This is a genomic window from Micromonospora taraxaci (genome assembly GCF_007830095.1).
Classification (GTDB): Bacteria; Actinomycetota; Actinomycetes; order Mycobacteriales; family Micromonosporaceae; genus Micromonospora; species Micromonospora taraxaci.
This window is the reverse complement of sequence record NZ_VIWZ01000001.1, coordinates 255,463-276,830: the sequence shown is the minus strand read 5'-3', so window position 1 is coordinate 276,830 and position 21,368 is coordinate 255,463. Positions and strand designations below refer to the sequence as shown.

Below are 21,368 nucleotides of genomic sequence, written 5' to 3'. Positions count from 1 at the left end.
GTTATCCACAGCACGAAAACGACACTGAGTCTGATAAGGGTATACAGTGACCGATTCTCCCGAGTCCACACCGAACGAGCCCGAGGTCCCCGCCGAGGCCATCGCCGCGGTGGTTGCGCACGACCGGATCGAACCGGTCGGGCTCGAGGTGGAGATGCAGCGCTCCTACCTCGACTACGCGATGAGCGTCATCGTCGGGCGTGCGCTGCCGGACGTCCGGGACGGCCTCAAGCCGGTCCACCGCAAGATCCTCTACGCCATGTTCGACTCCGGCTACCGTCCGGACCGCGGCTACGTTAAGTGCTCCCGCGTCGTCGGCGACGTGATGGGCCAGTTCCACCCACACGGCGACTCGGCGATCTACGACGCGCTGGTCCGGATGGCGCAGACCTGGTCGCTGCGCTACCCGCTGGTCGACGGCAACGGCAACTTCGGCTCGCCGGGTAACGACCCGGCCGCCGCCATGCGATACACCGAGTGCAAGCTCGACCCGCTCGCCATGGAGATGCTGCGGGACATCGACGAGGACACCGTCGACCTGCAGGACAACTACGACGGCCGGGCCAAGGAGCCCACGATCCTGCCGTCGCGGATCCCCAACCTGCTGGTGAACGGCTCCGAGGGCATCGCGGTCGGCATGGCCACCAAGATCCCGCCGCACAACCTCCGTGAGATCGGCGCGGCCGTGCAGTGGTGCCTGGAGCACCCGGAGGAGGACGAGGAGACCACCCTCGAGGCGCTGCTCGGCATCGTCAAGGGCCCGGACTTCCCCACCCACGGTCTGATCGTCGGCACGACCGCCATCCAGGACGCCTACCGCACCGGTCGTGGCTCGATCCGGATGCGCGCCGTGGTGGAGGTCGAGGAGGACAAGCGGGGTCGGCCCTGCCTGGTCGTCAGCGAGCTGCCCTACCAGGTCAACCCGGACAACCTCGCCGAGCGGATCGCCGAGCTGATCAAGGAGGGCAAGCTCGCCGGCATCGCCGACATCCGCGACGAGTCCTCCGGTCGTACCGGTATGCGGATCGTGCTGGTGCTCAAGCGCGACGCGGTCGCGAAGGTCGTGCTGAACAACCTCTACAAGCACACCCAGCTCCAGGAGACGTTCGGCGCCAACATGCTGGCGCTGGTCGACGGGGTGCCGCGCACGCTCAACCTGGCCCAGTTCATCCGCTACTACGTCGAGCACCAGATCGACGTGATCCGCCGGCGGACGGCGTTCCGGCTCCGCAAGGCCGAGGAGCGGGCACACATCCTGCGGGGTCTGTCCAAGGCGCTGGACGCCCTGGACGAGGTGATCGCGCTCATCCGGCGTTCGCCGACGGTGGAGGACGCGCGGCAGGGCCTGATCCGACTGCTGGACATCGACGAGATCCAGGCGACCGCGATCCTGGACATGCAGCTGCGTCGTCTCGCCGCGTTGGAGCGGCAGCGGATCCTCGACGACCTGGCCAAGCTCGAGATCGAGATCGCCGACCTGAAGGACATCCTCGCCAAGCCGGAGCGGCAGCGGAAGATCGTCTCGGAGGAGCTGGGCGAGATCGTCGCCAAGTGGGGCGACGATCGGCGTACGCAGATCATCCCGTTCGACGGCGAGGTCTCGATGGAGGACCTCATCGCCCGCGAGGACGTGGTCGTGACGATCACCCGGACGGGGTACGCCAAGCGGACCAAGGTCGATCTCTACCGCTCCCAGCGGCGCGGCGGCAAGGGCGTCAGTGGCGCCACGCTGCGGCAGGACGACATCGTCAGCCACTTCTTCGTATGCTCGACCCACGACTGGATCCTGTTCTTCACGAACAAGGGGCGTGTGTACCGGGCCAAGGCGTACGAGTTGCCGGAGGCCAGTAGGGTAGCCAAGGGCCAACACGTGGCCAACCTGCTCGCCTTCCAACCGGACGAGCAGATAGCGCAGATCATTGAGATCCCGAACTACCAGGTAGCCCCCTATCTGGTACTGGCCACGAAGAACGGCCTGGTGAAGAAGACGCGGCTCGAGGAGTTCGACTCCAACCGTTCCGGCGGCATCATCGCGATCAACCTGCGCGATGAGGACGAGCTGGTCGGTGCTGCGTTGGTTGCGCCGGAGAACGACCTGCTGCTGGTCTCCAAGAAGGCGCAGGCGATCCGGTTCAACGCCTCGGACGAGGCGTTGCGGCCGATGGGCCGGGCCACCTCGGGCGTGATCGGCATGCGCTTCACGGACGACGACGTCCTGCTCGCCATGGAGGTCGTCCGGGAGGGTCTGGACGTTCTGGTGGCCACGAACGGGGGATACGCGAAGCGCACCCCGATCGAGGAATACCCGGTGCAGGGCCGGGGAGGTAAGGGCGTGTTGACCGCGAAGATCACCGAACGGCGCGGTGGTCTGGTCGGCGCGGTGGTGATCGATCCGGACGACGAGCTGTTCGCGATCACCAGCAATGGTGGTGTCATTCGGACTCCGGTGAAGCCTGTACGCCGTACGCGTGACCGGAACACAATGGGGGTCAAGCTGATGGACCTCCCGGACGGCGTGACTATCGTGGCGATTGCTCGCAATGCCGACGAGCCTGACGAACAGGACTAGTTGAATGACGGAGACACAGGCGAAGTCGGGGAACACGGGGACCTCGGCCAACCCGGTCGACGAGGAGGCCGCCAAGGGCGGCACACCAGCGACCGGCCGCGCGGCCGTGGGCCGGGCGACGGTCCCTGCCGACGCGCCTGCCCCGAAATTCACCAGGGCTCCGGGCATGACACCCCCGCCGGAGCCGCCCGCTGAGGACGCCGGGTCGGCCGACAAGACCGAGGCCTCCGGCACCGACGCGCCGAAGTCGTCCACCGCCGCCACCCCCTCGGGTTCGGCGACGGCGTCTTCGGCCCGTCCGGCGACCACCCAGCCGATCAACGTGCGGCCCGGTCCGGCGGCGTCGACCGGGTCCACCGGCACCCAGCCGCGGATCACACCGGGCATGACGCAGCCGCAGCCCGAGACCGCTCGTACCGCCGCTGCCGGCCGCCCGGCCAGCGGCGGTGGTCTGCCGCCGGGCATCGGCAACGCGTCCGCCGTCGGGGCAGCCCGTGTCGGTGACGCGGTACGCGCTGCGCGTACCTCGGTCAGCTCGGCCGCCTCCCGCGGACCGCGCCGGGCCCGACTGAACCTGAAGCGGATCGACCCCTGGTCCGTGATGAAGTTCGCGTTCGCCGTCTCGGTGGTGCTCTTCATCGTCGTGGTGGTCGCCACGTCGGTGCTCTACCTGGCGTTGGACGCGATGGGCGTGTTCCAGAGCGTCAACGAGAGCCTGAGTGACCTGGTGAACGCCGGCGGTGGGCAGAGCACCAGCGGCTTCCAGATCACCGCCAAGGGCGTGATCCTCAGCTCGGCGCTGATCGGCCTGGTCAACGTGGTGTTGTTCACCGCGCTGGCCACGCTGGGAGCGTTCGTCTACAACGTCTGCGCCGACCTGGTCGGCGGGATCGAGCTGACCCTCGCCGAGCGGGACTGAGCGACCGGGACGCCGGGGCACCGCGTAATGCGGTCGCTCCGGCGTCCCGTACTCAGGTAGGTTTTGGCAGGCGACGACGGCCCGGCTCGCAGGTTCGGACCCCGATTTGGGGCCGGCAGAGCGGATGGGTTAATCTTGCTCGTCGCAACACGGGGCTATAGCTCAGTCGGTTAGAGCGCAGAGCTGATAACTCTGAGGTCGATGGTTCGATTCCATCTAGCCCCACCGCATTGTCGTCCGACGGTAGTCGAGCACGAGGGGTCGCCCCAATGTTCAAGAAGCTGCTGATTGTGGCTGGCGTCGTCGGCGTGGCCGCCGTCGTGTTCAACAAGATCAAGGCCTCGAACGACGAGCGTGCCCTGTGGCACGAGGCGACCACCGCGCCCGACCTGCGCTGACGTCTGGCCAGGCGACGAGCATTCGACGCCACGCACGGGGCCCTAGCTCAACTGGCAGAGCACTGCCTTTGCAAGGCAGGGGTTAGGGGTTCGAGTCCCCTGGGCTCCACCACACACAGCCTGTGAGCTGCACCGGAGCTAGGTTCGAGATCATCGAGCACGGATCCGGCATAGATTAGCGTCGTGGCGAAGAAGTGCCGCAGCGCGTGAGACCCCCCCGTGCTTCTTGGGCCATCCCGCCTTGTCCCGCCACTTGACCCGCTCGTTCGACCAGGCTTACATCCGACCTAGATCGGTTGGGCATCCTTCCACGATCGCGCGCTGTCACGGCGGTCGCGTCGCGATAGCGGCGACCGCCTCCAGGTCTTCTCTGCCTCTAGAGCTGCGACGTGGCCGTCGGGGAGATCGGCGCAGCCAGCAAGGTGCGGGTGTCGTTGCACCGCCTATGCACGACGGAACGTGTGCCACAGACCGACCGTATACGCGAAGTCCATCCCCCCCGGTCACCCACAACACCGACCAGCCGTGCTCGCGCACCTTCTCGGCTGTACCGCCATCCTGGCCTGGAGCACTTCCGCTGCAGATCAGGCACGAGCAGCCCTCAATCGCCACCGGGCGACCCTACCGGGACCGCTACGGGATCCGCTTCCCGCAGCTCGACGGTCCTGGGACCCACGCGACTACCGCCGACCGGATGATCATGTAGAGCACCTGATGAGACGCCACTGTCAAGCATGTCCCGTGACAGGACAGCCGGACTGGCACCGGACTGCCGGCAGTGCTTTGCAAAGTTTCTGTACGTCTTAAGGCGGCCCTTGACGGACCGCACGCGCCGCCGCCAGGGGGCGCGCTGGCCGCTGCCGCTGTCGCTCTGCGGCCGTCACGCCTGATGCCCGGCGGCTGGCGCGGAGAGCGGGAAGCCCGGAGGGCCGCCGCAGAACGACAGGTCGTTGACGGGTGCTGGCAGCGTCGTCAGCGGTGCTCGCCGAAGACCGCTGCGGCCACCTGGTAGCTGTCGAACGCCCGGGCCGCCCCGGCGTACGCCTCCAGGTGGATGAAGAGCTCGACGATCTCCTCCTTGGTCACGCCGGACGTCAGCGCGATGCGCAACTGCCCCCGCAGCGGCTCGTGGGTGCCCAGCGCCGCCGCGACGGCCACCGAGATCAGGCAGCGGCTCCGCAGGTCCAGGCCCGGTCGCGGCCACGAGTCGCCGAAGGTGTGCTCGGTCGCCAGCCGCCGGAAGTCCTGACCGACCGCGGGTTCCCCGTCGGCCAGCGGCAGGGTCAACGGTTGGCCGAGGAGGCGCTCCGCGGTGTCGAGGGCCTGCTGGTATCGGGGATCGTCGGGCATGCGTTGCCACCTCCGCACGTGTTCAGCCGATGGACTGCCGTTCGGTTCCAGCATCGCGCCCACCCCGGCGTTCGGTCGGCCGTTCCGGGAAACCGCTGGTCGCGATAGGCGTTGGGCTTGCCCCTACTGTCCCAGCATGGGATACGACATCAGCTTCTTCATGCCAGGCCACGACGACGACGGCTTGAGCGACGAGCTGTTGCTCCACCTCACGAACGATCAGGAGGCTGCCTGGCGGCGGATTGTCGCGCGGGCAGAGCATGAGATTGGCCCGGCCGATGAAGGTCGTTACCCGACGCACCTTGAGTTGTGGCTCCACGAGCCTGCCATGCAGCTCTGCTACGCGGGCAATTCCGCGTCCATCGAGATTCCCTACCGATACACAGCGACTGTGGCCAGCGCGCATGCGGCCGTCGCTACCGCGTACGCCCTCGCCCGCATCGTGGAGGTCGAGACAGGGATGCTCGGCCTCGATGACGAGGTGAGCCAAGCGATCCAGGAGTACGACCTGCCGAAGGCGGTAGCCCGGTATCGGGGCGTCGGGCAACACGTTCGCGATCTGGTAGCAGGGCAGGGTCCAGACAGCAGGTCAGCGGGTCGTCATGGGCCGGCCACGGGCCGATAGTTGGGGTGCGCAGCTGGTCCGAGGCTCACGACCATCTGATCGCGCTCTCCCAAGGTGAAGATCCGTTTCGCCATCAGGGCGCGTACCAACGGTGCGGCTGCAGCTCGCGCAGCTCCGCCCAACTGGCGAGGCGGGAGCAGGCAGTGTGCAGTTCTTCAACCGAGAGACTCTCCCCCTCGCGTCCTTCGAGGAAGACATGGACCCGCCAGCCGTCGAAGGCTTCCACACCATCGACCAGGTCGACGTCGACTACGGTGCCCTGCTCGTCTGTCATTCGACAACCGGCACCGTGGACCGAGTAGTCGATGCCGGTGCTCGACCGGCCCTCCCGAGGTAGTACTCGAGTTGACCTCACCGCAGTCAGTAGATCGGGCAAGCCGGTCAGCTCCGGAAAGGCCGCGAAGAGGCGTTCGTGGATCCGCTTGAAGGCTGCGACGAACGATCTCACGGCGTCCACCGCCAGCTGTTCACGCTCGTCCACGTGATCACACTATGCGCCGTCGGATGGGACACGCAGAGACGCGCCCGGCTCGATGAAGCATCGAGCCGGGCGCGTCGAGTGGAACTATGCGACGAAGCGTGAACGGCGTCGGCGTCCGATCAGGAAGCCGGTGCCGCCGAGGAGCAGAAGCGCACCGCCAACGCTGACCACGGTCGCGGTGTTGGCACCGGTCAGGGGCAGTCCACCGCCCTCGCCGCCGGCGGCGGCCAGGCTCGTGGAGGGAGCAGCCGTCGGTGCATCGGTCGTCGTGGCGCTCGGCGTAACGCTGGGCGTGACGCTCGGCGTCGGGGTGGGCTGAGACGCGCAGTCGAGCTCACGCGCGGTGTACACGCCGTCGTTGAGGTAAGCCAGGAGGGCATCGAGGGAACCGTTGTCGAGCGTCACCTGTGCGGCATTTTTCACGTTGACGCCAGCGCCCGTCATGGACTGGCCCACCTTGATCCGCAGATCCACCATCCAGACGTTCGGCACGTCCTTCTTGAGGAATGCCCGGAGCTCCTCCGGGGTGCCCTTCAGTTGCTTATCGATGACACCCTGCAGAACGGTCAACTTGTCGACGTTGGCCGTATGCAGGAGCTGGGCGGTCAACACCCGGATCTCCTGATCGGTCGGGGTATCCAGGTCAACGGCGACGAGCTTACGGACGTCCTGGTACACCTTGCGCTCGACCGTTTGGCAGGCCGCGTCCAGCCCGGGCGATTCGAACTGGGCGGCCGCCGGTGCCGCCGGAACCAGAAAGGCCAGCGCTATCAGGGCGCCAGCCGGGATCTTCCATCGCATGTAGATATTCCTCCCCGTTAAAGATCAAAGCATGGGGATGTTACCCGGAGGCGGGATCAAGAGTGGGCCCCGTCGTCCCAGCGCCCACGTGGCCAGCGCCGTGTTGAGCCGACTGCGAACCATCTGGGAAGGGGCGACCAGCCGCGCTCGGTTGAGAAGGGCCTGCGTCTGAAGAGCGACGTCGACCATGACGATCGCGACGACGACGAGTACGACGGATCGGCTGGCGAACGCCGTGAGAAAGGGGTGCGGACGAGCGCTCAGGTCAGGCCGGGGTGAGGAGGCAGAATTCGTTGCCCTCCGGGTCGGCGAGGACCGTCCACGGAACGTCCAGGTCGATGACGGTAGCGCCGAGAGCGGTCAGCCTGGCCGCCTCGGCCCCCAGGTCGTCCCCGGGGTACGGCCGAACGTCGAGGTGGACGCGGTTCCACCCGGTCTTCACATCGGGTGTCCGGATGAACTCCAGGTACGGCCCGACGCCCTTGGCGGAGCGCAGCACCGCCTGGCGGTCGGTCACCTCGTGCAGGACCCAGTCCGTGGCCTGTCCCCAGAATTCGGCCATGGCACGCGGATCCGTGCAGTCGACCACGACAGCGGCGATCGGCCCGGTGTCTCGGTAGATCGGTCGGGGTTCCAACACGCAGAACTCGTTGCCCTCCGGGTCGGCCAGGACCGTCCACGGGACGTCGCCCTGGCCCACGTCGGCAGGTGTGGCTCCGAGATCCGTCAGGCGCGCCACCACCTGCGCCTGGTGGGCTGCCGAGGTGGTGGCGAGGTCGACGTGCACCCGGTTCTTCACCGTCTTGGGTTCCGTGGAGACGACGAGGTCGATGCAGACGGCGACGGGGTCGGGATAGACGAAGCCCTCAGGTTCGAGGTTGGTCACGCCGGGTTCCTCGCTGGAGACTCCCCAACCGAGTGCCTTCGCCCAGAAGTCGCCCAGCGCGGAGTCGTCCCGCGCCTTCATGTTGATCTGCACCAGCCTCGTTGCCATGCCGACGATGCTAGAGCCTGTTTCGCATCGACAGTACCGACTGATGCGCCAGTCAGGTGCTGACGTTTACGTGGATCGGAGGCGGGGATCCGCGACCGTGCGGATTGACGTGAGCGAGCCGAATTCGGTCGAACAATTCTGGGACGGGATGCGGGAGGCGGCTGCCGCAGCTACACGGCACCAGGACGACGAGCTGTACGACGCGATCGTCAAGATTGGCAGATCCGCTCTGGCCCAGGGTGTCGAGCTGGTGCCGTCGAGCGGGTTCTTTCTCCTGTGTCCAGTGTGTAGTGCGCTGTCGGGTCAACGCTGCATCAACGTGCCTGGCCATCCGCTGGAAGACAGCAGGCTTCATGCTGAGCGCATCGACTTGGCCGAGAAGGCGATGAGAGGGGAAGTGCCTCTCCCCAGGCCGCTACGGTAAAGAGCTGTCGGATCGTGCGTCGCGCTTGTCATGCTCTGCGGATGGATGAGCAGCGAACCCCGGTCACCGTGCACGTCTACTGCCGGGTCGAGGTGCTCGTCACCGACCCCGCGGCGGTCACCGGTCACGCGATCGCCGACCTGCGGGCGGCCGACATCGACTGGTCCCAGGAGGAGGACGATCTCGAGACGGCCGTCGCGGACCTACGGTCGGACGTCGTCACCGCGTTGGCGGGTGTCGTGGACATCAGCCGACTCAGCGATGGTGTTCCGGGGGTGGAGTTTCGTGGTGGTCTGTGCTGGGCCGAGCAGGGACCGGCCCGGGACCCGTTCCGTGCCGAACAGCGGTGACGGTGCGGGAAGTGAAGCCGGTCAGGCGAAGCACCGTTGGTCAATCCGCGTGCTCCACCTCGGGCGAGGGTCGAGCGGCGTCGGGTCGTGCCTCCGGCAGGTGTTCCACCAGCCTGGTGAGCACGCCGTTGGCGAAGGTGGCGCCGAGCGCCGACCCGGCCCCGATGGTCCAGCCGACCGGCCCGAGCGGGGTACAGCCGAAGAACTGGCTCACTCCCGGCGTCTGCACCACCACGGCCAGCACCCCCAACGATGCCGCCGTTGACGCCAGCACGGTCGGGCTGGTGCCCCCGGCCAGGACGGTCTGGCCGAGTTGGGTGCCGACCAGGGACACCAGGGCGACGGTTCCGGCCCGCTGACGACGTCCGGTGTACCGGGCCAACGTCCAACCCGTTGTGGCGCCCAGGGTGGTGGCTGCCGCCCGCAGCCCGATCTCCCTGGTGAGGCTCTCCCCGAGCGCCATGTCCGGGCCCTCCCGGAGCAGCCTGTCGGTGCGGTCCGACGCGGGTGGCCGGACCGCGATGGCCAACGCAGGTGCCAGGTCGGTGAGCAGGTTGACCAGCAGCAGTTGTCGGCCGGTGAGCGCGGAACGACCGGTCGCCGCGGCGGTGAGCACGCTGAACGCGATCTCGCCCAGGTTGCCGCCGACCAGGATGCTGAGCGCGTGGCGCACCGACGACCACATCGCCCGACCCTCCACCAGGGTCGCGATGATGGTCTCCAACCGGTCGTCGGTGACCACCAGGTCGGCGGCGGCACGCGCCGCCGGGGTGCCCCGTTGACCGAGGGCGATGCCGACGTCGGCCAGCCGGATCGCCGGAGCGTCGTTGGCCCCGTCGCCGGTCATCGCGACGGTTCGCCCGCACTTCTGCAACGCCTGGATGATCCGCACCTTGTGCGCCGGGGTGCAGCGGGCCACCACGTCGGTGTTGGCCAGTCGGTCGGCGAGCGCGTCGTCGTCCAGTTGGTCGAGTTCACCGGCGGTGACCACGCGCTGCTCGTCGTGTTCGCTGATGGTGGCGGCGATCGCCTCGGCGGTGGCCGGATGGTCACCAGTGATCATGATGGTGTGCACGCCGGCCTGCCGGATCCGGCGCACCGCCGGGGCAGCGCTCTCCCGGACCCCGTCCGCGAGGGCCAGGAAACCCACGAAGGTCAGCCCTCGCACGTCGGAGTCGGTCACCTTCGGGTCGTCCACGGGGCATTCCGCGACGGCCAGGATCCGGTTGCCCGCCCCGGCCCGGTCGGCGAGCATCCGCTCCAACTCCGCGCGCCCGGCGTCGTCCAACGGCTGCTGAGTGCCGTCCATGCGGCGGGCCGAACACCGCGGCAGCACCGTCTCCGGAGCACCCTTGACGCTCAGCAGCAGGCGACCGTCGGTCTCGCCGACGCTCGCGTGGTAGCCGCGGGACGGCTCGAACGGCAGCCCTCCGTTCGCCCGCCAACCGGGGGCGCCGGTCTGCTCCACCACCCCGGCTTCCCCGGCACCCCGCCGGACCGCCCGGTCCGTCTGCAACGCCAACTCCTCCGGGTTTGCCGCGGCGGGGGTGGCCCGCAACGCCGCAGCCAGCGTCAACTGGAGTCGGTCGTCCAACCGGTCCACCGGGGCGTACCGGTCGCCGGCGCTGTCGCCGACCCCGGCCAGCAGCAACTGCCCCTCGGTGAGCGTGCCGGTCTTGTCGAAGCAGAGCACGTCCACCCGGCCCAACGCCTCGATGGTGCGCGGGTTGCGCACCAACGCGCCGTGCTCGGCGAGACGTCGGGCGGCCGCCAGCTGCGCCGCACTCACCAGGAACGGCAGCCCCTCCGGCACCGACGCAACGGCGAGGTTCGCGGCGGTCGCCGCCGTTTCGGCCAGGGGTACGCCCCGAAGTAGACCCGCGCCCGCCACCGCCACCGCCGAGCCGGCGGCCAACGGGATGGCGGCGCTGGTCAACGAGCCGAGGCGGGCTTCGACACCGCTCGTCGGTGGGGCCTGCCGGACCAGCGCGAGACTGCGACCGGATTCGGTGTCCGACCCGGTCGCCACGACCACGGCGGTGCCATGTCCGGCGGCGACTGTGGTCCCCTCGTACAGCATCGAGTGGCGGTCGGCAATCGCGGCGGCCACCACCGGTCGGTTGGACTTGGCGACGGGCAACGATTCACCGGTCAGCGAAGATTCGTCCGCCTCCAGGCCCACTGATTCGAGCACCCGGCAGTCGGCGGGCACCGAGTCGCCCGGTTCGAGGGTGATGACGTCCCCGAGTACCAGGTCTCCGGCGGCGACCACCTGCTCGGCGCCGTCCCGACGGACCCGTGCCGTCACCGCCGAACGGGACAGCAACTCCGCCAGCGACCGTTCCGTGTTCCGTTCGTGTACCGCGCCGATCAGGGCGGAACCACCGACGACGCTGCCCACCAGCGCGGCGTCGACAAGCGATCCGAACGACGCGGAGAGCACCGCACCGGCGGCCAGCACCGGAGTCAACGGGTTGGACAACTCCTCCACGAAGGCGCGCAGCAGACCACCGGTTCCGGGAGCGGCGTCGCCGTTCCCCGCCGACCCATGGTGGCGGCGCTGGGCCTCCACGCCGGTCAGACCGTCAGGGGTGCTGCCCAGGTGATCGAGCACGGTACTGACGGGCATCAGATGCCAGGCGGTCGTGACCGGCGCCGGGGTGTCCGACTGGTCGTGCAGCCGGCGGGCCTGCCAGACGCCGTTCGCGAAGGCCAACCCGGCAGCACCGTTGACGGCGACCAGCGCCTTGTGCGGCAACTGCGTCGGTGGGGCGGTGAACGCGCCGAGCGCCCCGAGACCGCTGCCGGCCATGGACAGCCGGATGTTCTGCTTCGCCGTGCGTCGGGCCACCCCGGTCGCCTCGATCACCAGGGCCACCACCCGCAGGTCGCCGCCGACCAGCAGGTGCGCACCCCACGGCGGCAAATCCTCCGGGTCGGTGGTGAATCCGAGACCACAGTCGGACGCGCCGAGCGCCTTCCGGTCCGCGGAAACCACCATCACCACCCCGCCGTCGCGCTGAAGCGCGCGTACCGACTCGGTCAACCGTTCGCCGCCGGGCAGCAGCGCGTCGGCGAAGGCGTAGCGCTGCTCGTCCCCACCCGCGACGACCAGCCGCAGACCGGCCCTGCGGGCGGCGGCCGGTAGACCGTCGACGCCGGGCGCGGGCTCCGGTTCCACCCGCAACAGCGCGGCCAGCCGGTCCCCGTGCGCCAGACCGAGGAGTTGACCCCCGGCGGATCGCAGACGGTCCCCGTCCGGGATGTCGCCATCGTCGGTCGCGGGCATCTGGTCCAGCGGCCCGAGCCGCCAGTCGTCGGCCGTGCGGGAAGCAGCCGGGTGGTCCGGGTCGAACAGCGCGAAGGCCCGCTCCGCCACCTGGTCGACGTCCGCTCCGGTCGCCGGCGCCAGATCAGCCAGTACGCCCCGGTCCGAGCCGAGCACTGCCGCGTCCAACACGAGCGTGTCGATCCGGTCCAGTTCCCGCAGCACGCTGCGGTCCATCGCGATCACGCCACGCCGGGCCAGCATCCAGCCGAGCTGGGCGGCGTACCCCTCGCGTCCACTGCCGGGGGCCTTGGGCAGGGCGGCGAGGCCCAACGCGGTTGCCCGCTTGGGCCCGGCGAACGGCATCGCCGCCGCTCCGGCCGCCGCGCCCGCGGCCAGCATCTTGTTGATGTACCGCTCGACGGGGCCGTCCGGCTTCGGCCGGGGACGGTCGATCACCGGCCATCGGGCCGTCGCACGGTCCGGGTCGCCGGTCAGCCGTGGCTCGGCGCGCTCCCAGGCAGAGAGTTGGGCCCGCGCCTCGCCCCACTGCACCACCCGCTGGGCGCCGTCCAGGACGATCCCGGTCCAGCGACCGGTCAAACCCTGCACCACCGCCTCGGCCAGGGGGAACAGGATGTCGGCGCGTGGGTCGGAGCGCAGCCGTTTGCCCACGAACTCGTGCAGCTTCGGCTGTAGATCTACGGCGGCCAGCAGGCCGGAGACCTCGCCGGGTAGCGGCGCGAACGGCAGGATCCGGGTGGCCGCCGAGATGGTGAGGCCCAGCGCGTCCGAGGCGAGCCCGCCGAGGGTGCGCGGAGTTCGGGGCCCCTCCTCCGGTGGGTGCGGCGGCGGGATCTCCGGGTCGGGCTCGTGGTCGCAGGTCTGCTCGATCCTGCTGATCGTCTCGATCAGGTCGCGCATCGTCGGCTCGGGGGTCTGGACGGCGACCACCACCCGGCCCGACGGAGCGTTGACCCGGGCCCAGGCGACTCCCGGCATCCGCTCCAGCGCGCCCTCCACCTGGCGTGCCAGCCGGTTGCCGCCGTCCTGGCACACGCCGTGGACCTCGATGTGGTGCCGACCGGGCCGCGACCACACCCGACGACGCGTCAGGCCGGTGTTCCGGGCCAGCCGGGTCGCGGCCGAGCTGACGGTCCGGGCCGCCTCGCCGAACAGGTGCGGCACGCCGGCCATCTCGTCCTCCCACCGCCTCGCGTCCGGCGGCCTGGCTTCCCGACCTGCCGTCCGTTATGCCCCTTGAGCAGCGGAACTTTCCGTCGAGGTCGGCGCATGGACGGGGTGTGGTGTGGAATCCGACGACCATCACCGGACACGGGGAGGCCGGAATGAGCACGCTGACACGACACCTCAACGGCTCGCGCGAGAACGTCCAGATGTATCAGCGACGAGTTGACCTGCCGATGCTGGGTGAGGTGGCGGTGCCGCCACCGGACAAGGTCGTCTACTACGCCGGGCTCGGGGTGCTTGCCGCGCTCCAGGTCATCGAGTGGCCGATCGCCCTGGTGATCACCGCCGGTCACCTGCTGGCCGACCAGCATTTTTCCGGTCTGGTGCGCGGGGTCGGGGAGGCGTTGCAGGACGCCTGACGAGAGCCGGGTCACCAGGGTTTGACATGAATCAGGGTTGAGGTCGCATCCTCGGTGGATGTCGAGCACAACAACCGCCACGCCCGTACCCGCAGCGCCGGGGCTGTTCGCGCCCCGGCTGCGGGCGATGACAGTGGGCAGCGTCGCGTTGATCTCGTTGCTCGCGTTCGAGGCGTTGGCGGTCGGCACGGCGATGCCCACCGTCGCCCGCAGCCTGGACGGGCTGGCGCTGTACGGGATCGCGTTCGGAGGATCGTTCGCCACGGGTGTGCTGGCCATGGTCGTGTCCGGCATCTGGTGCGACGCCCGTGGCCCTCGCGGGCCGATGTGGCACGGTGTCGCCTGGTTCGTGGTCGGGTTGCTGATCGCCGGGACCGCCCCTGTGATGAGCGCGCTCGTCGTCGGGCGGGCGGTGCAGGGTTTCGGCTCCGGTCTGCTCTCGGTGGCGCTCTACGTGATCGTCGGGCAGGCGTACCCGCAGGAACTGCACCGGAAGATCTTCGCGGCGTTCGCGGCGGCGTGGGTCGTACCGTCGCTGGTGGGGCCTGCGGTCGCCGGCCTGATCGTGCAGTACCTGGGCTGGCGGTGGGTCTTCCTGGCGGTCCCGGCGGTGGCCGTGCCGGCGGTCCTGTTGATCCACCCGGGCCTTCGGTCGCTGGGCCGGAGCACGACGACCGGTCCGCCGGCCGGCGCGGCGGCGCGGATCGGGTGGGCGTGCGGTGCCGCGCTGAGTGCCGCACTGCTGCACATCGGGGGTCAGCAGCGCGGCGCCTCTGCCGTGGTGTTGATCGTGGCCGCAGTGGTCGGCCTGCTGGTCTGCGCCCCGCGCCTGCTGCCGGCCGGGTTCCTCCGAGCGGCTCGTGGTCTGCCGACGGTCGTCGGTCTGCGCGGTCTGGCGTCGGCGGCGTTCGTGGGCGCCGAGGTCGTCATCCCGTTGATGCTCTCCCGGGAGCGGGGCCTGTCGCCGACCTCGGCCGGGCTGGTCCTCACCGTTGGCGCGCTGGCCTGGTCGGTGGGCTCGTGGTTGCAGGGTCGGATTCCGGTGCCGGCCTCCCGGGCCAGCCTGCCGCGCGCCGGACTGACCTGCATCACCGTCGGCACCGCCACTGTGGCGCTGGCCGTTCGGCCGGAGCTGCCGGTGAGCGTGGCAGTGCTGGGCTGGGCGGTCGCCGGTCTCGGGATGGGCCTGCTCTACCCGTCGTTGTCGGTGCTCACCCTGGAGCTGTCCGCCCCGGGTGAGCAGGGGCGCAACAGTTCGTCGCTGCAACTGGGCGACTCACTCTTCGCGGCGACCGTGCTGGCGCTGACCGGGGCCGTGCTGGCGGCGGGTAGCGCGCCCGGCCCGGCGAGTTACATGCTGACTCTGGTGGTGGCGGCGGGTCTCGCGCTGCTCGGGGCGCTGCTGGCCGGCCGGGTCGTGGTGGGCGGGAGCACCCGACCGCTCGGGTGATCCGGGGAAACGGCCGCCTCCGACCCGGTCGGGCCGGGAGGATGACGGGCGATGAACCTCCTGACCATCCTGCCGCTCGCCGTGGTGATGGTCGCCGGATCCCAACTGGTCGTGGCGGTCTTCCTCGCCTCGTCGAACCGGCCCCGGGCGGCGTCGCTGGGCTTCCTCGGCGGCGCCGGGCTGGTGGTCACGGCCGGAGTGACGGTGAGCTGGCTGGTGACCCGTTGGGTGGGCGGCCTGGCCGCCGATGCCAGTGCCGTCGCCGGCAAGGTCGACCGCGGACCCGCCATCGACCTGGTGGTTCTCGCGCTGCTGGTCTGTCTGGCCGTGGTGGTGTGGGTACGGCGTAACCGGTCCGGGCCGCCGAAATGGCTGGGCAGCATCGAGCGCGCCGAACCCCGTCAGGCGATGCGGCTGGGCGCGTTGCTCTTCGTGGTGACACCTACCGACGACCTGACCATGGCCGCCGTCGGCGCGAGCGCGGCCCGGCACAACCTGCCGTGGTGGCACCTGGTGCCGTTCGTGCTGCTCACAGTGCTCCTGCTCGCCCTGCCCCTGCTGGCGTTGCTGCTGCTCGGGGACAGGGCGGCGCGGACGCTGACCCGGATGCGGGAGTGGGCCGAGGGGCACGCCTGGATCGTCAACGAGATCGTGATCGCGTTCTTCGCGTTGCTGACCGTGCTGGACCTGATCCGGTCCGGGTGAGCCGCCGCACTCCCGGTCACGGGAGCGCCGCCTGTGCCGTCGACACCGAGTGGGCCGACGGCTCATCGATCGAATCGGGTGTGCCGCGGTTCGCGGCCGGAGGAGGAGGACGAGATGAGGGTTCTGGTCACCGGGGCGGGCGGCCGCCTGGGGAGCGCGGTGCTCGCCCGGCTGTACGACGACGGTGTGACGGTCCGGGCCACGAGCCGGCAGTGGCGTAGCGACTCCGAGGTCGAGTGGGTGGTGGCGGACCTCGTGACGGGCGACGGGCTGGACGAGGCGGTGTCCGGGGTGGACGCCGTGCTGCACCTGGCGTCCGCCCCGAAGGGCGGGCAGACCTACCAGGTGGACGTGCTGGGTACGCGCCGTCTCGTGGTGGCCGCCGGCGCCGCCGGAGTGGGACACCTCGTCTACATCTCGATCGTCGGGGTGGACCGGGTGTCGATCCCGTACTACCGGCACAAGCTCTCCGCCGAACAGGTGGTCGCGGCCGGACCGGTGCCGTGGTCGGTGCTGCGGGCCACCCAGTTCCCGCAGTTCCTCGACGACCTGCTCACCTCCAGCTCGCGGTTGGGACCGGTGATCGGTGACAGGGCGGTGCTGGCCCAACCGGTCGATCCGGGCGAGGTGGCGGCGCGCTTGGCGGCTCGGCTGGTCGCCGGGCCGCTGGGCGGAATCGAGGAGTACGGCGGGCCGCAGGTGCTCCGCTTCGACGAGGCGGTTCGGGCGTGGCGGGAGGCCCGAGGCTCACGCCGACCGCTGCTGCCGGTGCGGATCCCCGGCCGGCTCGGTCGGGAGTTGCGCGGCGGTGGTCTCGTCACCGAGGCGCTGCCCCGGGGCGTCCGTACCTGGGCCGATCACCTTGCTGACACGTACGGGGGAACCGGCCGGAGATGAGAGCAACAACGGTTCACGTTCGTCTTACGGTGACGCCATGTTCGTTGTCGTCACCACGGTGATCCTTTACGTCTTCGGCTTCGTCTTCCTCTATGGCGTGATCCGGCTGGGTGTCCGCCACGGGTTGGAGGACCTGGAGTTGCAACGGGCCAGGGCCCGGCGCGAGGAGGAGTTGGCGGCCGCCCGCGACCGCTCCTTCATGCGCGACAACGCGTTCCTCGCCGGCAGTTGAGCACCGGTGCGGTTCGGCCGGGCCCGGTGGTGTCGCGGGACGGCCCGGGAGCCGCCGGGCGGTTCGGCAGTGCGGATGCGAGGATCGCACCCGTGATGGGAACGCTGAAGACCGAACCGGCCCGCGCTCGCCTCGACCTGCTCGCCCCGCCGGTGGCGGAGGCCATCGCACAGTGGCCCGCCGACGCGCCGGTGGACGTCAACGACGTGCTGGTGGCGCCGATCGACGCCGACCTCGCCGACACGGCCGCGTTCTGCGAGGCGTACGAGGTGGGGTTGGACGTGTCGGCCAACTGCGTCGTGGTGGCGGGCAAGCGCGACGGAGTGGTGCGGTACGCGGCGTGCATCGTCCTGGCCACCACCCGGGCCGACGTGAACGGGGTGGCCCGCCGCACGCTTGACGTGCGTAAGGCGAGCTTCGCGCCGATGGCCGACGCTGTCGAGTTGACCGGCATGGAGTACGGCGGCATCACCCCGATCGGACTGCCGGCGCAGTGGCCGATCCTTGTCGACTCGCGGGTCATCGCCACCCCGCACGTGATCATCGGCTCGGGTGTACGGCACAGCAAGATCGCGCTGCCGGGGCCGGCGCTGGGCGCGCTGCCCGGTGCTCAGGTGGTGGAAGGCCTGGCCAGGCCGGCCTGACAAGCGATCGGCGTCGATGTTGTTGCACGTGAAACATTGTGATCATCGATGCCGGGTGCCGTGCGGGGTCAGTTGGCTGCGGCCTCACGCTGCTCGACCTCGGCGATTGCGGCGAGCAGCGTCTGCACCTCCTGCGCACCGGAGACCGCGTACTTCCCGGCCAGGACGAACATCGGCACACCGGTGATGCCGAGGTCCCGGGCGGTGGCCAACTGGGCCTCGACGTCGGCGACGCGTTCGTCGGAGTCGAGGAATCGTCGTGCGTCGGCCGCGTCCAGCCCGATGTCACCGGCCAGCGCGGCCAGTGCCTCCCGGGAGCCGACGTCGACACCGTTGTTGAAGTGCGCCTGGTAGAGCGCCTCCACCATCTCGGCCGCCCGACCGTGGTCGGTGGCGTAGGAGACCAGCCGGTGCGCGTCGAAGGTGTTCGCGATCACCGCGCGGTCGTAGTCCAGTCGGAGGCCGTCGCCCGCCGCCACCTGGGTCACGTGGTCGACCATCTGCCGGGCGCGCTCCGGGCCACCGAACTTGCCAGCCAGCGCCTGCACCAGCGGAAGAGGCTCGGGCACCGGCGACGGGTCGAGCTGGAACGGCCGGTAACGGACCGTCACCTCACCCTCGTAGCTGGCGAGGGCTTGGTCCAGGCGGCGCTTGCCGATGTAGCACCACGGGCAGATCACGTCCGCGTAGATCTCGATCTCCATGATCGGTGGCAACCTCGCGGTCAGCCGAGTTGTTCCCGGATCTGCCGCTTGAGGCGACCCAGGATTGCCGTGCCACCACGAACCCGCAGAGGGCTGATCGCCTGCGCCAGGCCCATCCGCTGATAGAGGTCGTCCGGCACGGCCAGCACCTGCTCGGCGCTCGCCCCAGCCAGCCCTTCGGCGAGGATCCCGGCGAACGCCCGCGTGGTGGGCGCCTCCGGTGGGCAGTCGAAGAGCGTCTTCACGGTGCCGTCCGCGGTCACCTTCGCACGCAGGAAGAACGCCGTCTGACACTCGGGCACCTGTTCCATGCCCTCACGCTCGGCAGTGCCCTCCGGCAACACCGGGATGACGTCCGCGTACTCCAGGAGCATCTCCAGAACCAGGTCGCGCGGCGCCGCGGCGAACTCGTCGACGATCTCGGCCAGTCGGGCCGGCATGTCAGCCATACGTCGAGGCTACCGCCGTCGTGCGGAGCCCTCGCGAACAAGCCGACCGGACCGGCCCGCACGTCGTCAGACGGTGGGCGACTGCTCGCTGATCTCGCTCAGCGCGCTGGTGGGGTCGAGCTGCATGGCCAGGTCGCCGAGCGACACGATCCCGACCAGCTTGCGATCGCTGTCACAGACCAGCACCCGCCGGATGCCCCGGTCCCGCATGAGCGCCGCCGCCTCACCCGCAGTGCAATGCTGCTCGATCATGACCACCTCGCGGGTGACGATCGAGCCGATGGTGGTGGCCGCAGGGGAGCTGTTCTCCGCCACGGCCCGCACCACGATGTCCCGGTCGGTGAGCATGCCCGCCAGGCTGGCGCCGTCGGTGACCACCACGTCACCGATGTCGGCCTCCTTCATCACCCTGGCCGCCTCGTCCAGGGTGGTTTCGGCCGACAGGTACACGACCTGCTTGGTCATCACGTCACTGACCCGGTATTCGGTCACGAGAGCCTCCGAAGACGTTTCCACCGATCAGACAGCACTACCCCGTGACGCGGCAGCTACACCAGGTTTCCACGTTCCTGGCGTACCTCGTGGACGAGTCGGTCCACCAACCCTTCCAGCGGTAGCTCGGAGCGGCCGTCGCCGGCCCGCTCGCGCAGCTCGACGTACCCGTCGGCGAGTCGGCGGCCGACCACGACGGCCCGGGGGATGCCGATCAGCTCGGCGTCGGTGAACTTGACCCCGGCCGAGACGTGCGTGCGGTCGTCGACAAGCACCCGCAGGCCGGCCGCGGCGAGACGCCCGCCGAGCTCCAGCGCCGCGTCGAGCTGCGGGCCCTTGCCCGCGACCACCAGGTGTACGTCGCACGGCGCGATCGCCGCCGGCCAGACCAGCCCACGGTCGTCGTGGTGCTGCTCGGCGATCGCCGCCACCGCCCGCGAGACCCCGATGCCGTAGCAACCCATCGTCGGCCGGACCGGCTTGCCGGCCGGTCCGAGCACGTCGACAGCGAAGGCGTCGGTGAATCGGCGGCCGAGCTGGAAGATGTGCCCGATCTCGATGCCCCGCCGGATGGTCAGCTCACCGTCGTCGCAGGTCGGGCAGGGGTCACCGGCACGCACCTCGGCCGCCTCGATCGTGCCGTCGGGCGTGAAGTCCCGCCCGCAGACCACGTCGGTCGCGTGTCGGCCCGGTTCGTTGGCCCCGGTCAACCAGGCCGAGCCAGCCACCACCCGAGGATCGACCAGGTAACGGACGCCCAGCTTGTCGAGCAGTTGCGGCCCGATGTAGCCGCGGACCAACTCGGGATGCTCGGCCCACTCCTCGAAGACGGCCACCTGGGCCGGGTGCAGGGCGGCTTCGACCCGCTTGAGGTCGACCTCCCGGTCGCCGGGCAGCCCGATCACCAGGGGCTCGGTCCGGTCCGCGCCCGGCTGACGGACGGCCAGGACGACGTTCTTCAGGGTGTCGGCGGCGGTCCAACCGTCCCGGTCGCCCAACCGGCGGGCGTTCGCCAGCTCCACCAGGCTGGCGATGGTCGGCGTCTCCGGTGTGTCGTGCACCTCGACGGGAGGCTGCGCGGTGGGATCGCCGGTGGCGGGTGCCCGGGTGACCACCGCCTCGGTGTTGGCCGCGTAGTCGCAGGCGGTGCAACCGACGTACGTGTCCTCACCCACCGGTGTCGTCGCCAGGAACTCCTCCGACGCGGAGCCGCCCATCGCGCCGGACATCGCGTGCACCACCGTGTAGTCCAGACCCAGCCGGTCGAAGATCCGCCGGTACGCCGCGCGATGCCGGGCGTACGCGTCGCGCAGCCCCGCCTCGTCCAGGTCGAACGAGTACGCGTCCTTCATCAGGAACTCCCGGCCGCGCAGCACACCGGCCCGGGGCCGGGCCTCGTCCCGGAACTTCGTCTGCACCTGGAACAGCGTCACCGGGAAGTCCCGGTACGACGTGAACAGGTCCTTGACCAGCAGCGCTGCCATCTCCTCGTGGGTGGGCGCCAGCAGGTGCTCGGCGCCGCGCCGGTCGGCGAGGGTGAAGAGAAGGTCGCCGTACTCCGTCCACCGGCCGCTGGTCCGGTAGGGCTCGGCGGGCAGCAGCGCCGGGAAGTGCACCTCCTGGTCGCCGATGGCGACCAGCTCGTCGCGGACCACCTCGGTGATCCGGTCCAGCACCAACTTGCCCAGCGGCAGCCAGGTGTAGCCGCCCGGTGCGGCACGACGGACGTAGCCGGCGCGCAGCAGCAGCCGATGGCTCGGCACCTCCGCGTCGGCCGGATCCTCGCGCAGGGTCCGCAGCAACAGGGTCGACATGCGTAGCAGCATGGGCGCAGCCTAGGGCCGTGTCGGCCGACCGGGCGACCCAATTCGGACCTGCCGGGGCGATTCCGGTGGTGTGGCCGGCCGACTCTCGCGGGCATCGCGGGCGGCAACCATTGGCGTGTCGACTCGCGTCTGGGAAGGCAGCACCCCACCCCCAGCCTCACTACCCGAAGGATCGGCCCG

Annotated in this window: 21 protein-coding genes and 2 tRNA genes; 14 read left to right on the top strand and 9 right to left on the bottom strand. The window is 70.0% G+C overall.

The genetic code is table 11. From position 1 onward, the window contains the following. The first annotated feature begins 46 nt into the window (after positions 1–46). The 5 genes from gyrA (at position 47) to FHU34_RS01355 (ending at position 3,998) form a co-directional block, all read left to right on the top strand. Positions 47–2,569: a DNA gyrase subunit A gene (gene gyrA, locus FHU34_RS01370; protein WP_145778319.1), complete on the top strand. Its 2,523-nt coding sequence runs from the start codon at positions 47–49 to the stop codon at positions 2,567–2,569. A gap of 4 nt (positions 2,570–2,573) precedes the next feature. Next, on the top strand, positions 2,574–3,488 hold the full coding sequence (locus FHU34_RS01365) for a DUF3566 domain-containing protein (protein WP_145778318.1): 915 nt from the start codon (positions 2,574–2,576) through the stop codon (positions 3,486–3,488). A 151-nt stretch (positions 3,489–3,639) separates the two neighbouring features. Continuing rightward, positions 3,640–3,713, top strand: a tRNA-Ile gene (locus tag FHU34_RS01360). A 44-nt stretch (positions 3,714–3,757) separates the two neighbouring features. Next, positions 3,758–3,886 carry a DLW-39 family protein gene (locus FHU34_RS33495; protein ID WP_231924476.1) on the top strand — a complete coding sequence of 43 codons (129 nt, stop codon included), beginning with the start codon at positions 3,758–3,760 and terminating at the stop codon, positions 3,884–3,886. A 36-nt stretch (positions 3,887–3,922) separates the two neighbouring features. Next, a tRNA-Ala gene (locus tag FHU34_RS01355) sits at positions 3,923–3,998 on the top strand. A gap of 860 nt (positions 3,999–4,858) precedes the next feature. On the opposite strand, the gene FHU34_RS01345 is transcribed toward FHU34_RS01355, so the two are convergent. Then, on the bottom strand, positions 4,859–5,236 hold the full coding sequence (locus tag FHU34_RS01345; protein WP_088986731.1) for a carboxymuconolactone decarboxylase family protein: 378 nt from the start codon (positions 5,234–5,236) through the stop codon (positions 4,859–4,861). A gap of 136 nt (positions 5,237–5,372) precedes the next feature. Here FHU34_RS01345 and FHU34_RS01340 point away from each other — a divergent pair, with 136 nt between their 5' ends. Beyond that, positions 5,373–5,861: a hypothetical protein gene (locus tag FHU34_RS01340; RefSeq protein ID WP_145778317.1), complete on the top strand. Its 489-nt coding sequence runs from the start codon at positions 5,373–5,375 to the stop codon at positions 5,859–5,861. A gap of 73 nt (positions 5,862–5,934) precedes the next feature. On the opposite strand, the gene FHU34_RS01335 is transcribed toward FHU34_RS01340, so the two are convergent. The 3 genes from FHU34_RS01335 to FHU34_RS01320 form a co-directional block, all read right to left on the bottom strand. Then, a complete protein-coding gene (locus FHU34_RS01335) occupies positions 5,935–6,342 on the bottom strand; it encodes a DUF6896 domain-containing protein (RefSeq protein ID WP_145778316.1) in 408 nt (135 codons plus the stop codon). A gap of 84 nt (positions 6,343–6,426) precedes the next feature. Next, on the bottom strand, positions 6,427–7,143 hold the full coding sequence (locus FHU34_RS01330; RefSeq protein WP_145778315.1) for an LPXTG cell wall anchor domain-containing protein: 717 nt from the start codon (positions 7,141–7,143) through the stop codon (positions 6,427–6,429). Between the two features lie 265 nt (positions 7,144–7,408). Continuing rightward, entirely contained in the window at positions 7,409–8,137 is a 729-nt protein-coding gene (locus FHU34_RS01320; RefSeq protein WP_145778314.1) for a VOC family protein, read from the bottom strand. 109 nt (positions 8,138–8,246) lie between these two features. On the opposite strand from FHU34_RS01320, the gene FHU34_RS01315 reads away from it, so the two are divergent. Both FHU34_RS01315 and FHU34_RS01310 read left to right on the top strand, forming a co-directional pair. Further along, on the top strand, positions 8,247–8,561 hold the full coding sequence (locus FHU34_RS01315; protein ID WP_145778313.1) for a zinc finger domain-containing protein: 315 nt from the start codon (positions 8,247–8,249) through the stop codon (positions 8,559–8,561). A 41-nt stretch (positions 8,562–8,602) separates the two neighbouring features. Further along, positions 8,603–8,911 (top strand): hypothetical protein, encoded by a 309-nt coding sequence (locus tag FHU34_RS01310; protein ID WP_167524740.1) that lies wholly within the window; start codon positions 8,603–8,605, stop codon positions 8,909–8,911. A gap of 40 nt (positions 8,912–8,951) precedes the next feature. Here the strand turns inward: FHU34_RS01310 and FHU34_RS01305 are convergent, their stop codons facing one another. Further along, complete coding sequence (locus FHU34_RS01305) at positions 8,952–13,376, bottom strand: cation-translocating P-type ATPase (RefSeq protein WP_145778312.1); 4,425 nt, start codon at positions 13,374–13,376, stop codon at positions 8,952–8,954. 152 nt (positions 13,377–13,528) lie between these two features. On the opposite strand from FHU34_RS01305, the gene FHU34_RS01300 reads away from it, so the two are divergent. From FHU34_RS01300 to FHU34_RS01275, 6 genes are all read left to right on the top strand, one after another. Further along, complete coding sequence (locus tag FHU34_RS01300; RefSeq protein WP_145778311.1) at positions 13,529–13,789, top strand: hypothetical protein; 261 nt, start codon at positions 13,529–13,531, stop codon at positions 13,787–13,789. A gap of 58 nt (positions 13,790–13,847) precedes the next feature. Then, the gene (locus FHU34_RS01295; RefSeq protein WP_145778310.1) at positions 13,848–15,239 is read left to right on the top strand and encodes an MFS transporter; all 1,392 of its coding nucleotides are present in this window, start codon (positions 13,848–13,850) and stop codon (positions 15,237–15,239) included. A gap of 51 nt (positions 15,240–15,290) precedes the next feature. Beyond that, positions 15,291–15,944, top strand: a complete 654-nt coding sequence (locus FHU34_RS01290) for a GAP family protein (protein ID WP_145778309.1) — start codon at positions 15,291–15,293, stop codon at positions 15,942–15,944. A 114-nt stretch (positions 15,945–16,058) separates the two neighbouring features. Continuing rightward, positions 16,059–16,841: an SDR family oxidoreductase gene (locus tag FHU34_RS01285; protein ID WP_145778308.1), complete on the top strand. Its 783-nt coding sequence runs from the start codon at positions 16,059–16,061 to the stop codon at positions 16,839–16,841. A 37-nt stretch (positions 16,842–16,878) separates the two neighbouring features. Continuing rightward, a complete protein-coding gene (locus FHU34_RS01280) occupies positions 16,879–17,073 on the top strand; it encodes a hypothetical protein (protein WP_088987020.1) in 195 nt (64 codons plus the stop codon). A 95-nt stretch (positions 17,074–17,168) separates the two neighbouring features. Further along, positions 17,169–17,717, top strand: a complete 549-nt coding sequence (locus tag FHU34_RS01275) for a YbaK/EbsC family protein (protein ID WP_145778307.1) — start codon at positions 17,169–17,171, stop codon at positions 17,715–17,717. A gap of 68 nt (positions 17,718–17,785) precedes the next feature. Here the strand turns inward: FHU34_RS01275 and FHU34_RS01270 are convergent, their stop codons facing one another. The 4 genes from FHU34_RS01270 to FHU34_RS01255 all read right to left on the bottom strand — a co-directional run bounded on the left by FHU34_RS01270 (position 17,786) and on the right by FHU34_RS01255 (position 21,188). Continuing rightward, on the bottom strand, positions 17,786–18,421 hold the full coding sequence (locus FHU34_RS01270) for a DsbA family oxidoreductase (protein WP_145778306.1): 636 nt from the start codon (positions 18,419–18,421) through the stop codon (positions 17,786–17,788). Between the two features lie 20 nt (positions 18,422–18,441). Beyond that, entirely contained in the window at positions 18,442–18,870 is a 429-nt protein-coding gene (locus FHU34_RS01265; RefSeq protein WP_145778305.1) for a SufE family protein, read from the bottom strand. A gap of 66 nt (positions 18,871–18,936) precedes the next feature. After that, a complete protein-coding gene (locus tag FHU34_RS01260; protein ID WP_167524739.1) occupies positions 18,937–19,362 on the bottom strand; it encodes a CBS domain-containing protein in 426 nt (141 codons plus the stop codon). Between the two features lie 56 nt (positions 19,363–19,418). After that, entirely contained in the window at positions 19,419–21,188 is a 1,770-nt protein-coding gene (locus FHU34_RS01255) for a proline--tRNA ligase (protein WP_145778304.1), read from the bottom strand. Positions 21,189–21,368 lie beyond the last annotated feature (180 nt).

Excerpts from the sequence above, each read along its gene's own strand:
- FHU34_RS01365 (WP_145778318.1), top strand. The coding sequence starts at position 2,574 with ATGACGGAGACACAGGCGAAGTCGGGGAACACGGGGACCTCGGCCAAC.
- FHU34_RS01345 (WP_088986731.1), bottom strand. The coding sequence starts at position 5,236 with ATGCCCGACGATCCCCGATACCAGCAGGCCCTCGACACCGCGGAGCGC.
- FHU34_RS33495 (WP_231924476.1), top strand. The coding sequence starts at position 3,758 with ATGTTCAAGAAGCTGCTGATTGTGGCTGGCGTCGTCGGCGTGGCCGCC.
- FHU34_RS01270 (WP_145778306.1), bottom strand. The coding sequence starts at position 18,421 with ATGGAGATCGAGATCTACGCGGACGTGATCTGCCCGTGGTGCTACATC.
- FHU34_RS01290 (WP_145778309.1), top strand. The coding sequence starts at position 15,291 with ATGAACCTCCTGACCATCCTGCCGCTCGCCGTGGTGATGGTCGCCGGA.
- FHU34_RS01255 (WP_145778304.1), bottom strand. The coding sequence starts at position 21,188 with ATGCTGCTACGCATGTCGACCCTGTTGCTGCGGACCCTGCGCGAGGAT.
- FHU34_RS01295 (WP_145778310.1), top strand. The coding sequence starts at position 13,848 with ATGTCGAGCACAACAACCGCCACGCCCGTACCCGCAGCGCCGGGGCTG.
- FHU34_RS01330 (WP_145778315.1), bottom strand. The coding sequence starts at position 7,143 with ATGCGATGGAAGATCCCGGCTGGCGCCCTGATAGCGCTGGCCTTTCTG.
- FHU34_RS01280 (WP_088987020.1), top strand. The coding sequence starts at position 16,879 with ATGTTCGTTGTCGTCACCACGGTGATCCTTTACGTCTTCGGCTTCGTC.
- FHU34_RS01300 (WP_145778311.1), top strand. The coding sequence starts at position 13,529 with ATGAGCACGCTGACACGACACCTCAACGGCTCGCGCGAGAACGTCCAG.
- FHU34_RS01285 (WP_145778308.1), top strand. The coding sequence starts at position 16,059 with ATGAGGGTTCTGGTCACCGGGGCGGGCGGCCGCCTGGGGAGCGCGGTG.
- FHU34_RS01305 (WP_145778312.1), bottom strand. The coding sequence starts at position 13,376 with ATGGCCGGCGTGCCGCACCTGTTCGGCGAGGCGGCCCGGACCGTCAGC.
- FHU34_RS01310 (WP_167524740.1), top strand. The coding sequence starts at position 8,603 with ATGGATGAGCAGCGAACCCCGGTCACCGTGCACGTCTACTGCCGGGTC.
- FHU34_RS01320 (WP_145778314.1), bottom strand. The coding sequence starts at position 8,137 with ATGGCAACGAGGCTGGTGCAGATCAACATGAAGGCGCGGGACGACTCC.
- FHU34_RS01265 (WP_145778305.1), bottom strand. The coding sequence starts at position 18,870 with ATGGCTGACATGCCGGCCCGACTGGCCGAGATCGTCGACGAGTTCGCC.
- FHU34_RS01340 (WP_145778317.1), top strand. The coding sequence starts at position 5,373 with ATGGGATACGACATCAGCTTCTTCATGCCAGGCCACGACGACGACGGC.
- FHU34_RS01275 (WP_145778307.1), top strand. The coding sequence starts at position 17,169 with ATGGGAACGCTGAAGACCGAACCGGCCCGCGCTCGCCTCGACCTGCTC.